Annotated in this window: 11 protein-coding genes; 1 reads left to right on the top strand and 10 read right to left on the bottom strand. The window is 71.7% G+C overall.

Annotation, left to right across the window (positions count from 1 at the left end; translation table 11 throughout):
* Positions 1-6 precede the first annotated feature (6 nt).
* The 10 genes from ilvC to D1781_RS15065 form a co-directional block, all read right to left on the bottom strand.
* Complete coding sequence (gene ilvC / locus D1781_RS15020; RefSeq protein ID WP_119483013.1) at positions 7-1,032, bottom strand: ketol-acid reductoisomerase; 1,026 nt, start codon at positions 1,030-1,032, stop codon at positions 7-9.
* A gap of 23 nt (positions 1,033-1,055) precedes the next feature.
* Positions 1,056-1,565, bottom strand: a complete 510-nt coding sequence (gene ilvN / locus D1781_RS15025; RefSeq protein ID WP_119483014.1) for an acetolactate synthase small subunit — start codon at positions 1,563-1,565, stop codon at positions 1,056-1,058.
* Complete coding sequence (locus tag D1781_RS15030; RefSeq protein ID WP_119483015.1) at positions 1,562-3,499, bottom strand: acetolactate synthase large subunit; 1,938 nt, start codon at positions 3,497-3,499, stop codon at positions 1,562-1,564. Before D1781_RS15030 ends, ilvN begins: the two co-directional genes overlap by 4 nt.
* A 32-nt stretch (positions 3,500-3,531) precedes the next feature.
* A complete protein-coding gene (gene ilvD / locus D1781_RS15035) occupies positions 3,532-5,247 on the bottom strand; it encodes a dihydroxy-acid dehydratase (protein ID WP_119483016.1) in 1,716 nt (571 codons plus the stop codon).
* 673 nt (positions 5,248-5,920) lie between these two features.
* Complete coding sequence (locus tag D1781_RS15040) at positions 5,921-7,300, bottom strand: NtaA/DmoA family FMN-dependent monooxygenase (protein WP_158590118.1); 1,380 nt, start codon at positions 7,298-7,300, stop codon at positions 5,921-5,923.
* Between the two features lie 75 nt (positions 7,301-7,375).
* The gene (locus D1781_RS15045) at positions 7,376-8,266 is read right to left on the bottom strand and encodes a nucleoside hydrolase (protein WP_158590119.1); all 891 of its coding nucleotides are present in this window, start codon (positions 8,264-8,266) and stop codon (positions 7,376-7,378) included.
* A gap of 8 nt (positions 8,267-8,274) precedes the next feature.
* Positions 8,275-9,150 (bottom strand): ABC transporter permease, encoded by an 876-nt coding sequence (locus D1781_RS15050; protein WP_119483018.1) that lies wholly within the window; start codon positions 9,148-9,150, stop codon positions 8,275-8,277.
* Positions 9,150-10,022, bottom strand: a complete 873-nt coding sequence (locus D1781_RS15055; protein WP_233551386.1) for an ABC transporter permease — start codon at positions 10,020-10,022, stop codon at positions 9,150-9,152. Before D1781_RS15055 ends, D1781_RS15050 begins: the two co-directional genes overlap by 1 nt.
* Positions 10,015-10,851, bottom strand: a complete 837-nt coding sequence (locus D1781_RS15060) for an ABC transporter ATP-binding protein (protein WP_119483019.1) — start codon at positions 10,849-10,851, stop codon at positions 10,015-10,017. The genes D1781_RS15055 and D1781_RS15060 overlap by 8 nt, the downstream gene beginning before the upstream one ends.
* 43 nt (positions 10,852-10,894) lie before the next feature.
* Entirely contained in the window at positions 10,895-12,043 is a 1,149-nt protein-coding gene (locus tag D1781_RS15065) for an ABC transporter substrate-binding protein (protein ID WP_119483020.1), read from the bottom strand.
* Between the two features lie 167 nt (positions 12,044-12,210).
* Between D1781_RS15065 and D1781_RS15070 the strand changes: the two genes are divergently transcribed.
* Positions 12,211-12,876 carry a haloacid dehalogenase-like hydrolase gene (locus D1781_RS15070; protein WP_119483021.1) on the top strand — a complete coding sequence of 222 codons (666 nt, stop codon included), beginning with the start codon at positions 12,211-12,213 and terminating at the stop codon, positions 12,874-12,876.
* Positions 12,877-13,044 lie beyond the last annotated feature (168 nt).

Consider the following 13,044-nt stretch of genomic DNA (forward strand, 5'->3'; position numbering starts at 1 on the left):
CTGGGCTCAGCGGGCGACGGAGCCCTCGGTGTAGTCGTCGTCGGACTTGCGCCAGGCGAAGAGGGCGCGCAGCTCGCGGCCGGTCTCCTCGATCGGGTGCTGCTCGCCCTTCTTGCGGAGCTCGAGGAACTCCTTGCCGCCGTTGTCCTGGTCGTCGATGAACCGCTTCGCAAAGGCGCCGTTCTGAATGTCCGCGAGGACGGCCTTCATGTTGTCCTTGACGTGCGGGTCGATGACGCGGGGACCGGAGACGTAGTCGCCGTACTCGGCCGTGTCGGAGACGCTCCAGCGCTGCTTGGCGATGCCGCCCTCCCACATGAGGTCGACGATCAGCTTCAGCTCGTGCAGCACCTCGAAGTAGGCGATCTGCGGCTGGTAGCCGGCCTCGACGAGGGTCTCGAAGCCGTACTGCACGAGCTGCGAGGTGCCGCCGCAGAGCACGGCCTGCTCGCCGAAGAGGTCCGTCTCGGTCTCCTCGGTGAAGGTCGTCTTGATGCCGCCGGCGCGGAGGCCGCCGATCGCGCGGGCGTAGGACCAGGCGAGGTCCCAGGCCTTCCCGGTCGCGTCCTGCTCGACGGCGACGATCACGGGCACGCCGCGGCCGGCCTCGAACTCGCGGCGCACGGTGTGGCCCGGGCCCTTCGGGGCGACCATGACGACGTCGACGCCCTTCGGCGCGGTGATGTAGCCGAAGCGGATGTTGAAGCCGTGGCCGAACAGGATGGCGTTCCCGTCCTCGAGGTTCGGCGCGATGTCGTCGGCGTAGAGGTGCCGCTGCACCTGGTCCGGCGCGAGGATGACGATCACGTCGGCCCACTTCGCGGCGTCCGCGGGGGTGTGCACGCGGAAGCCCGCGTCCTCGGCCTTGGTGCGGCTCTTCGAGCCCTCCTTGAGGCCGATGACGACCTCGACGCCGGAGTCGCGGAGGTTCAGCGCGTGCGCGTGGCCCTGGCTGCCGTACCCGATGACGGCGACCTTCTTGCCTTGGATGATCGAGAGGTCGGCGTCGTTGTCGTAGACGATGTCGGTCATTGCTGTCTCCTTCTTGGGTGCGCTCAGGAGCGCGGGATGCGTTCGGTGATGGACTTCGGCCCGCGCCCCATGGCGAGGAGGCCGGACTGGGCGAGCTCCCGGATGCCGTACTGCTCGAGCATCTTCAGCAGGCCGGCGGTGCGCTGGCTGCCGGCGACGAGCTCGATGACGAGCGCCTCGGGGGTGACGTCGACGACCTGCGCGCGGAACAGCTCCACGATCTCGAGGACCTGCGGGCGCGTGGCGGTGTCGACCTTGACCTTGACGAGCACGTGCTCGTGCAGGACGGACTGCTCGGGCTCCAGCTCGACGATCTTGATGACGTTGATCAGCTTGTTCAGCTGCTTCGTCACCTGCTCGAGCGGCAGCTCCTCGACGTCGACGACGACCGTGATGCGGGAGAGGCCCTGCACCTCGCTGCTGCCGACGGCGAGCGACTCGATGTTGAAGCCGCGGCGGGCGAACAGCCCGGCGACACGGGTGAGCAGTCCCGGCTTGTCTTCGACGAGCAGGGACAGGACGTGACGGCTCACCGTTCCTCGGCTCCCGCGATCGCGTCCGCCTCGGACACCGGCTCCACGCCGCCCTCGGGAGCGGGCATGACGAAGTCGGGGTCGACGCCGCTGCCCGGCGCCTCGTCGTCCCACGAGGGAGCGTGGTCCCGGGCGTACTGGACGCCCGAGTTGCTGACCCCCTGCGGCACCATCGGCCAGACCATCGCGTCCGCGGACACGACGAAGTCGATGACGACCGGGCGGTCGTTCGTCTCGAGCGCGAGGCGGATCGCCGCGTCGACGTCCTCCTCCTTCTCGACCCGGATGCCGAGCGCGCCGTACGCCTCCGCGAGCTTCACGAAGTCGGGCACGCGCACGGAGCCGTGCCCGGTGTTCAGGTGGGTGTTGGAGTAGCGGCCGTCGTAGAACAGCGTCTGCCACTGCCGCACCATGCCGAGCGACGAGTTGTTGATCACCGCGACCTTGATCGGGATGTCGTTGATGACGCAGGTCGCGAGCTCCTGGTTCGTCATCTGGAAGCAGCCGTCGCCGTCGATCGCCCAGACGACGCGGTCGGGCTGCGACACCTTCGCGCCCATCGCGGCGGGCACGGCGTAGCCCATGGTGCCGGCGCCGCCGGAGTTCAGCCAGGCGCCCGGGCGCTCGTACCTGATGAACTGCGCCGCCCACATCTGGTGCTGCCCGACGCCGGAGGCGTAGACCGCCTCGGGGCCGGAGATCTCGCCGATGCGGGTGATCACGTGCTGCGGGGAGAGCAGGCCGTCGCTCGTCGGCGTGTAGCCGAGCGGGTACTGGTGCTGCAGGCTGCGGATGCGCTCCCACCAGGCGGCGTAGGGCTGCGCGGGCTGCGCGCCGAGGTCGCGGAACGCGCTCGCGAGGTCGCCGAGGACCTCCTTCGCGTCGCCGACGATCGGCACCTCGGCGGTGCGGATCTTGCCGATCTCCGCCGGGTCGATGTCGATGTGCACGACCTTCGCGTCCGGCGCGAACAGCGACGCCTTGCCGGTGACGCGGTCGTCGAATCGTGCGCCGACGGCGACGAGCAGGTCGGACTCCTGCAGCGCGAGCACCGCGGGCACGGTGCCGTGCATGCCGGGCATGCCGAGGTTCGACGGGTGGCTGTCGGGGAACGCGCCCCGCGCCATCAGGGTCGTCACGACGGGCGCGCCGGTGAGGTCGGCGAGGGCGAGCAGCTCGTCGTCCGCCCGCGCGCGGACGACGCCGCCGCCGACGTAGAGCACGGGGCGTTTGCCCGAGGCGAGCAGCTGCGCGGCGGCCTGGACCTGCTTGCCGTGCACCTTCGCGATCGGCCGGTAGCCGGGCAGGTCGAGCTTGACCGGCCAGACGAACGGCGCGGTCTCCTGCTGCGCGTCCTTCGTGATGTCGACGAGGACGGGCCCGGGGCGGCCGGTGGAGGCGATGTGGAAGGCGGAGGCGATCGCGAGCGGGATGTCCGCGGCCTGCTTCACGAGGAAGGAGTGCTTCGTGATCGGCATCGTGATGCCGACGATGTCCGCCTCCTGGAAGGCGTCCGTGCCCATGAGCGTCGAGAACACCTGGCCGGTGATCGCGAGCAGCGGCACGGAGTCCATGTAGGCGTCCGCGATGGCGGTCACGAGGTTCGTGGCGCCGGGGCCGGAGGTGGCGATGGCGACGCCGACGCGGCCGGACGCCGCGGCGTAGCCCTCGGCCGCGTGACCGGCGCCCTGCTCGTGCCGGACGAGGATGTGGCGCAGGGTCTTCGCCTCGAGCAGCGGGTCGTAGACGGGCAGGATCGCGCCGCCGGGCAGGCCGAACACGTCGGTGACGCCGAGCAGCTCGAGCGTGCGGACGACCGCCTCGGCCCCGGTGATCAGCTCGGGCTCGGGGCCGCGGGTGGCGTGCTGGTCGCCGCCCGCGGCACGCGCCGGCGTCCGCACGGCGGACGGCAGCGGGGTGGTCGGTGAGGACATGGGTTCCCCTTCGCGGGAGTCGGGATCGTCCGTCAGCCGGTCACGGCACCGACGGCTGCGGACTGCACGAGCTTCGAGTACTTCGCGAGCACGCCACGGGTGTACCGGGGAGGGAGAGGCTCCCAGCCGTTTCGGCGGGATTCCAGCTCAGCCGGGTCGACGAGGACGTCGAGCGTGCGGGAGGCGATGTCCACCCGTATCGGGTCACCGTCTCGGAGGAAGGCGATCGGACCTGCGTCCACCGCTTCCGGCGCGATGTGGCCGATGCACAGGCCGGTTGTGCCGCCCGAGAATCTGCCGTCGGTGAGCAAGAGTACATCCTTGCCGAGGCCGGCCCCCTTGATCGCGGCGGTGATGGCGAGCATCTCGCGCATGCCGGGGCCGCCCTTGGGGCCCTCGTAGCGGATGACGACCACGTCGCCGGCGTTGATCTCCCCGTTCGTGAGCGCGTCCATGGCGCCGCGCTCCCGCTCGAAGACGCGGGCCGGGCCCTCGAAGACGGCGGCGTCGAAGCCGGCCGTCTTCACGACCGCGCCCTCCGGCGCGAGCGAGCCCTGCAGGATCGTGAGCCCGCCGGTCTCGTGGATCGGGTTCTCGAGGGTGCGCAGCACGGTGCCGTCGAGCGGCGCGATGTCCATCTCGGCGAGGTTCTCGGCGACCGTCCTCCCGGTCACGGTCAGGCACTCGCCGTTCAGGAGGCCCGCCTCGAGCAGCGCCTTCATCACGACCGGGACGCCGCCGACCCGGTCGACGTCGTTCATCACGAAGCGGCCGAACGGCTTGAGGTCGCCGATGTGCGGCACCTTCGAGCCGATGCGGTTGAAGTCGTCGAGCGAGAGCTCGACCTCCGCCTCGTGCGCGATGGCGAGGAGGTGCAGCACGACGTTCGTGGAACCGCCGAACGCCATGGCGACGGCGATCGCGTTCTCGAACGCGGGCTTGGTGAGGATGTCGCGGGTGGTGATCCCCTGCTTCAGGAGGTTCACCACGGCCTCGCCCGAGCGGTGCGCGAGGTAGTCGCGGCGGCGGTCCGCGCTGGGCGGGGCGGCCGAGCCGGGCAGCGCCATGCCGAGCGCCTCGGCGACGGACGCCATCGTGTTCGCGGTGTACATGCCGCCGCAGGAGCCCTCGCCGGGGGCGAAGGCGCACTCGATGCGCTTCGCGTCGGCCGCCGACATCTTCCCGGCCTTGACCGCGCCCACCGCCTCGAACGAGTCGATGATCGTGATGTCCTTCTCCGTGCCGTCGGAGAGCTTCACCCACCCGGGCGCGATCGATCCGGAGTAGACGAAGACGGACGCGAGGTCGAGCCGCGCGGCGGCCATCAGCATCCCCGGCAGCGACTTGTCGCAGCCGGCGAGCAGCACGGAGCCGTCGAGACGCTCGGCCTGCATGACGGTCTCGACGCTGTCGGCGATGACCTCGCGGCTGACGAGCGAGAAGTGCATGCCCTCGTGGCCCATCGAGATGCCGTCGGAGACGCTGACCGTGCCGAACTGCAGCGGGTAGCCGCCACCGGAGTGCACGCCCTCCTTCGCCGCCTGCGCGAGCCGGTCGAGGCTCAGGTTGCAGGGCGTGATCTCGTTCCAGGAGGATGCGATGCCGATCTGCGGCTTGTCCCAGTCCGCGTCGCCCATGCCGACGGCGCGGAGCATGCCGCGCGACGTCATGGCCTCGATGCCGTCCGTGACGACCCTCGAGCGCGGCTTCACGTCCACGGCGGCCTCGGATCCGGGCGTTTCAGACATGTGCCGAGTTTATGGCCCGGGATCGGCAGGCCGATCGCGGGCCGCAGCGAGCGGCTCCACTCCCCTTCTGCTGGTCGAGGTGCGAGCGCAGCGAGCCTCGAGACCACCCCGCACCCGACGCCGACTGGAGGTGATTTCGGCACGGGCGCAGAGCGCCCGGCTCAACCACCGCGGGGCTGCGCTCCTCCCACGCTGGTCGAGGTGCGAGCGCAGCGAGCCTCGAGACCACCGCGACCATCCAGCACGTCCGGGGTGGTTTCGGCACGGGCGCGGGGCGCCCGGCTCGACCACCGCGGGACTGCGCTCCTCCCTCGCTGGTCGAGGTGCGAGCGCAGCGAGCCTCGAGACCACCGCGACCATCCAGCACGTCCGGGGTGGTTTCGGCACGGGCGCGGGGCGCCCGGCTCGACCACCGCGGGACTGCGCTCCTCCCTCGCTGGTCGAGGTGCGAGCGCAGCGAGCCTCGAGACCACCGCGACCATCCAGCACGTCCGGGGTGGTTTCGGCACGGGCGCGGGGCGCCCGGCTCGACCACCGCGGGACTGCGCTCCTCCCTCGCTGGTCGAGGTGCGAGCGCAGCGAGCCTCGAGACCACCGCGACCATCCAGCACGTCCGGGGTGGTTTCGGCACGGGCGCGGGGCGCCCGGCTCGACCACCGAGGGGTGGTGGGCGTCAGCGGGCGAGCTCGGCGCCGAAGTGGTTTGTCAGGTGGGGGCCCGTGCCGATGAGCTGCTCGCGGAGCGTTCCCGTCGAGGGCTCCTCCGGGAGGCGGCCGCGGCGGCGGAGCTCCGGGACCACCCAGCTCGCGAAGTCCTCGAGGTCGGTCGGCGCGAAGATCGGCTCGAGCAGGAACCCGTCGAGGTCCGTCTCGTCCATCAGGTGCTCGAGCTCGTCCGCGACCTCGGTCACGGAGCCGGTGACCTGGAAGCCGCGGGTGCCGCGGCCCTTCAGCTGGTCGAGGATCTCCCGCACGGTCGGCGCCGGCGAGCCGTCCTTCGGCAGGAACCGGTCGATGTTGCTCTGCCCCATCTGCCCGACCTTGCCGTCGGACACGAGCTGCTCGAGCGACCGGTCCGGATCGAGCGACAGCAGGTCGATCCCCGTGTTGCCGGAGTAGAGGACGTTGACGACCTCGTCGGTCTGCAGCGCGTCGAACTCGGCGCGCTGGGCGAGGGCCGCCTCCCGCGTCTCCCCCACCGTCACCGTGACGCCGACCATGATCCGGATCGAGCCGGGATCGCGGCCCTCGGCGGCGGCGCGGGCGCGGATGTCGGCGACGTTCGCCTTCGTCGCGGCGACGGTCGTGCCCTGCACGAACACGCACTCCGCGTTGTGGGCGGCGTAGGCGCGACCGCGGGCGGAGGTGCCCGCCTGGAACAGCACGGGTGTGCGCTGCGGCGACGGCGGCGTCGCGAACCAGCCGGAGGAGCGGTAGTACTCCCCCGCGTACTCGATCTTGTGGACCTTCTCGGGGTCGGCGTACCGGACCGCCTCCCGGTCCTCCTCCACCGCGTCCGGGTCCCACGCGGTCTGCCAGTAGCGCAGCGCGAGCTCGAGGTACTCGTCGGCCTGGTCGTACCGGTCGTCGTGCTGGCGCATCTCGTCGTGGCCGAAGAGCTTCGCGATCGCGTCCTGCGACGAGCCGGTCACGATGTTCCAGCCGACCCGCCCGCCGGTCAGCGCGTCGAGCGTGGCGAACGTCCGCGCGGTCTGCACCGGGTGGTCGAGCCCGGTGCCGGAGGTGAACACGAAGCCGAGCCGCTCCGTCTCGTACGCGAGCACGGGGATGAGGTAGCTCGGGTCGATGCCCGGGAAGTTGATGCCGCCGGTCACCGACAGCGGATGGAGGGCGCCCTGCACGGTCGGGTAGCCGTAGCCGCCGGCGAAGAAGAGGAAGTCGAACCCGGAGCGGTCGAGCAGCTTCGCCACCTCGACCCAGTACCTCGGGTCGCGGTACTCGATCGACCGGCTGCGCGGGTGCGGCCAGCTGAGCGTGCCGCCCACCTGCACCGCCGCCACCTCGAACACCCCGAGCCGCATGCGCTTCGTCATCGTTCCTCCTCCTCCTCGCGTCGCGCGGTCGCAGCGGCGTCGCGCGGTCCGCATGCGGACCGCGCGACGCCACCGCTACCGCGCGTCGTGGTCCTGCTGCTCGCCGAGTCCTCGGGCGATCCGGTCGGCGAGCGCCGTCCGGGCCGCGTCCACGTCGACGTCGGTCGCGACCCGCACGGTGCCGGGCCCGTCGAGGCGCTGCACCGCGCCCGCAGGTCCGTCGTTCCCGTCGGCGACCCGCACGGCACCAGGCGGGGTGAGTTCGAAGAGCTCGGGCTGCAGGATCGCGAGCGCCGTCAGCGGGTCGTGCGGGACCTCGAAGTCCTCGCTCCAGCGGCGCATCCACGCGCGCATCTCGGTCGCGACCACGGCGCCGAGCGGCCCGGTCGCCTCGAAGCGGGCGACCTCCTCCTCGCCGAACCGCACGCGCCGTGTGATGTCGACGCCGACCGCGGTGATCGAGAGGCCGGAGTCGAGCACGCGTCGCGCGGCGACCGCGTCGGAGGCGAGGTTGTGCTCGCCGACGGCGGGGTCGGCCCAGTCGCCGCCCATCACCGTGATGCCGTCGAACGCGGCTCCGGCGTCGAGCGCCGCCGCGACGGAGGTGAGCGGCCCGATCGCGAGCAGGTGCGCGCCGGCGGCGCGGTCGACGAGCAGCCGGACGCCCGGCGACGGCTCGCCGGCCGCGGACGGCAGGGGCGGGAGCTCGCCGTACGCCGCGCCCTCGATCCCGGCCCACCAGACCGGCTCGCCCGACGCGGTCTCCTGCTCCCCCGCCGCGACGTCGACCGTGCGGCCGGTCAGCTCGGCCATGTGGAGCACGATCCGCGCGCGCAGCACCGTGTCGCCGTAGCTGGTGCAGACGCCGCGGAGATCGATCTCGGGCGAGCCCCACAGCAGCGCGAGCGCGAGCTCGTCGTCGACGTCGGAGCCGAGGTCGGTGTCGAGCAGGAGCGGCAGGGGCACGGGAGCGGTCAGCGACCCGCGGAGCGGCCGGCGTCCGGACCCCACTCCGACAGTACCGCGGCCTCGATGATCGCGGTGATCGTGTACAGCACCACCGAGACCACGGTCACGAACACGGTCGACGCCCAGATCAGCTGGTAGTCGAACGCCGCCTTCGCCTGCGTGATCGTCGCGCCGAGCCCGGTCGTGGTGAACAGGTACTCGTAGAGCATCGCGCCGGTGATCGCGCCCGGGACCGCGATGCGCATGGACGCGAAGAAGTGCGGCAGCGCGGTCGGGATCGCGACCTTGCGCAGCACGGTCAGCCGGCTGCCGCCGTACACGCGGACCAGGTCGACGGACTGCTGCCCGACCGAGCGGAGCCCGACCGTCACGTTGACGAGCAGGGGGAAGAACACGACGACCGTGCCGATGAGCGCCGCGGTGACCGCGCCGTTGCCGAACACGATGTAGATGACCGGCGCCATCGCGAGCAGCGGCACCGTGCGCAGCAGCATCGCGACCGGCATGAACATGAACTCGACCGGCCGGAACATCGTGAACGCGATGGACACGAGCACCGACAGCGGCACGCCGACGAGGAAGCCGATGGACGCGTCCTGCAGCGTGACGCCGAGCAGCGCGAACAGCTTCGCGCGGTGCCCGGCGGCCGTGCCGCCGTCGCCGTCCTCCGTGAAGTAGCGCAGGACGTCGAGCGGCCCCTTCGCGATGAAGGAGGAGATGTTCGTCGTGCTCACCGCGAGCTGCCACAGCGCGAGCAGCACGACGAGGGAGATCAGGACCGTGCCGACGGTCACGCCGGTGCGGCGGGCCGTGTAGGCGACGGCGGCCCGCGCGGAGGCGGAGACGACGGGGCCGCGGACGGCGGTCGCGGTGGCGGTCATCAGAACGCGGCCTTCCTGGTCCGGTCGCCCGCGGACCACGGGGTCAGCAGGCGGCCGATGCGGTCGATGAGGAAGTAGGCGGCGCCGGCGACGGCGCCCGACGTGATCGCGAGCACCCAGACCCGCGTCGCGTCGTTGTAGAACTGCGCGTTCAGCAGCAGCACGCCGATGCCGGAGTCGAGGCCGACCGCGAAGTACTCGCCGAGCACCGCGCCGAGGAAGGCGGCGGGCGCGGCGATCTTCAGGGCCGCGAGCAGGCTCGGGAGCGCCGCGATGAGGCGCACCTTCCGGATCTCGGTGAGGCGGCTTCCGCCGTAGGCGCGCACGACGTCGAGCTGCGTGGTGTTCGCGGACTTGAGGCCGAGGATCGAGCCGATCACCGTCGTGAAGACGACGCTCAGCGCGGCGAGGAACACGCTCGTGGTGCGGGAGCCGGCCTGCGACATGATGGCGACGAGCGGGCCGATCGCGGTGAGCGGGAGGCAGGAGGTGACGACCGCGAGCTGCGTCGCGAGCCCCTCCGACCTCGGCACGAGCAGCACGATCAGCGCGAGCACGAGCGCGACGCCGTTGCCGATCAGGTAGCCCTCGCCCGCCGCGAGGCTGGTGACGCCGATCGCCTCCCAGTAGGACGGATCGCCGACCGCGCGGCCGAACAGCTGCAGCACGTCGAGCGGCGTCGGGATGGCGCCGTCGCGCCCGAACGGCGACACGGCCACGACGGCCCACAGCACGACGATCAGGACGACGCCGATGATGCCGCCGACCCACGGCGGCATCGCGGCGAGCGACCTCAGGCCGCGGGAGGGGCGCGCACCGGCCGGCGTGCCGAGCACGACGCTCGGCGCGACCTCGGTGAGCGGCTCACTCATCCGGCTCGCCCTTGCCGCCGAAGAGGATCTCGGAGAGCCGGTCGACGTAGTCGTGGAACTCGGGCGTGCGCATCAGCTCGGGCACGCGCGGGCGCGGCAGGTCGATCTGCACGACCTCCGCGATCCGGCCGGGCCGCGCGCTCATGACCGCGACGACGTCGGAGAGGAACACGGCCTCGCTGATGCCGTGGGTGACCATGAGCGTCGTCGCGGGACGCTCGGTCCAGATGCGCAGCAGCTCGACGTTCATCCGCTGCCGGGTCATGTCGTCGAGCGCGCCGAACGGCTCGTCGAGCAGCATGATGCTCGGCTGCACGACGAGGCAGCGGGCGATGGAGACGCGCTGCCGCATGCCGCCGGAGAGCTGCGCCGGCTTCGCCTTCTCGAACCCGCGGAGGCCGACGAGGTCGATCAGGCCCTCGACGAGCGCGTCGTCCGCTTTCAGGCCCGCGACCTCGAGCGGCAGCCGGATGTTCTTCTCGACGGTCCGCCACGGCAGCAGCGCCGAGTCCTGGAACGCGATGCCGATGGAGTGGTCGCGCTGGATCTCCGCGGCCGTCCGGCCGTTCACGCCGACCGTGCCGGTCGTCGGGGTCTCGAGCCCCGCGAGGATGCGCAGGATCGTCGACTTGCCGCAGCCGGACGGGCCGAGGAGGGACAGGAACGAGTCCTTCTTCGTGCCGAGGTCGACCTGCGACAGCGCCTGCACGGACTTGCGCCCGAGGGAGAAGGTCTTCGTCAGCCCCTGGATGTTGATGCCGGAGGCGAGCTCCGGGTTCGCCACCGGGTCCGACGTCGCGACCGCGGTGCTCGTCACGATGTCCGTCATGGGACCTTCTCCCTCGTGCGCTCGTTCGATGGTGCCGAGCGGCTCAGCTGGCGCTGGAGCTCGCCGACGGGACCGGGAGGCTGACCTTCAGGTCCGGGTTCTCCTTGTAGACCTCCTCGAGGAGGCTCAGGTCGAACAGCTGCTCGGCCTTGATGGAGTAGCCCATCGCGGCGAGCGACTTGATGTTCTCGTCGATGAGCGCCTGCGTCATCGTGAACAGGCCGTTGGCGGTGACGTCGGCCGTGACGATGAGGGTGTTCTGCGCCACCGCCTCCTTCGTCTGCTCGTCGAGGTCGAGGTCCTTGCCGAAGTTCGCCTTCTTGCCGTACTTGGTGACGGCGAGCTCGGCGGACTTGTCCGGGTCCTTGACCGCGTCGGTCCAGCCCTGGATCTCGGCCTTGAGGAGCGCCTTCAGCAGGTCGCGCTTCTGCTCGATCGTGTCCTGCAGCACCGTGAAGGTCTCGGCGACGAACGGCAGGCCGTTGTCGGCGAAGCCGAGCACGACGGGCTTCTTCCCCTCGGCGGCCGCGAGGATCGGCTCGTTGGTGATGTACGACATGTGCGCGTCGTACTTGCCGGAGATCAGCGGGGCGATGTCGAAGCCGGTGGTGACGATGGTGACGTCGCTCTTCGCGATGCCGTTGGCCTTGAGGAAGCCGTCGATGATCGTGTTGTTCGCGCCGGCCTGGACGCCGAGCTTCTTGCCCTTGAGGTCGGCGACCGTGCGGATCGGGGTGCCGTCCTCGAGCGACATGAGGCAGAACGGGTTCTTCTGGTACGTCGTGCCGATGATCTTGAGCGGGGCGCCCTTGATGATCGACGGCGCGGTCGCGATCGGGGCGGAGAGGCCGACGAGGGCCTTGCCGGAGATGATGATCTCCTCGGCGGTGGTGCTGCCGGAGCCGCCCGCGAGGAGCTCGACGTCGCTGAAGCCGGCGTCCTTGTAGTAGCCGTTCTCGGTCGCGTGGAACTCGCCCGCGAACTCGATGTTCTTGATCCAGGACAGCTGGACGGCGATCTTGCCGAAGTCCTGCTTGGCGCCGCTGGAGCCGCTCGCGGCGGTGCCCGCGCTGTCGCCCCCGCCGGAGCAGGCGGCGAGCAGCAGACCGCTGCCGAGCAGGCCCGCACCGACGCCGCCCATGCGGAGGAAGGAGCGGCGGTCGAAGGCGGAGGGGATGGTCTGTCCGGGCATGCGGGGTCCTCGCTCTTGGTGGGGGCCGGGTGCTGTGTCGAGCAGGACGGTAGCCAGCGCGCGTTTCCCCCACGTTTCGGGGGCGTCACGATCGGGCAGCGGCGCCGCGCCCGCGGTGCACGCATCGTCGTGCGGGCGGGGTGGTACTGCCGGGTACCGTGTGCTCGATGCGCGCCGGCACCGCTCTCTCCGCCCGCCGGATCGTCGTGCTCGACTTCGACGGCACGGTCGCCGTCGGCGACGAGCCCGTGCTCGCGTACTTCCGCGGCGTCGCCGGGGACGGGGCGGACGAGGCGTTCGCGAGCTGGGTGCGGACCGGCGAGGGCTTCCGCGACGGCTACGCGCTCGTCGCGGACTGGGCCGCGGCGCACGACGTCGCGGAGGCCGTCCGCGCCCAGGCGTACGCCGCCAGCCGGGCCGCCCTGCACGACGGCACCGCCGCGGTGACCGCGCCCGCCGGCCTGGCGGACGCGCTCGCGCGGCGCCCTGCGGACGTGCGCTGCGTGCTCGTCACGAACGCGCCGGTCGACGGGATCGAGCCGACCCTCGAGCGCCTCGGGCTCACCGGGCTGCTCGACGGCCTGATCGGCGACGCCGGCAAGCCCGCGGGCATGGCCGCCGTGCTCGAGCGCCTGCTCGCGGCGGACGGCCTGGCGCCGGCCCGCCTGCTGTCGGTCGGCGACGTGTGGCGGAACGACCTCGAGCCGGCCGCCGCGATCGGTGCGGCGACGGCGTTCGTCGACCGCTTCGGCCGCGGCGAGGGCGCGCCCACCTTCCGCGGACCGACCCTGGAGGCGCTGCTGCCCGACGTCGAGCGGTGGTGGTCGGCGTGACGTTCCTCGTCGTCGCCGCGGTGGTGCTCGGCATCGGCGCCGCGACCTTCGTCGCGACCCGCATCGCCCGGCTGGTGGCCTACCTCCGGCGCCGCTGACGCCGCCAGGGAATTGCGCGTCCCAGTCGCGATCGCCCTCGAGCGCTCGCGCGCAACTGCGACTGCGACG

This window comes from Amnibacterium setariae, from assembly GCF_003581425.1.
Taxonomy (GTDB): Bacteria; Actinomycetota; Actinomycetes; order Actinomycetales; family Microbacteriaceae; genus Amnibacterium; species Amnibacterium setariae.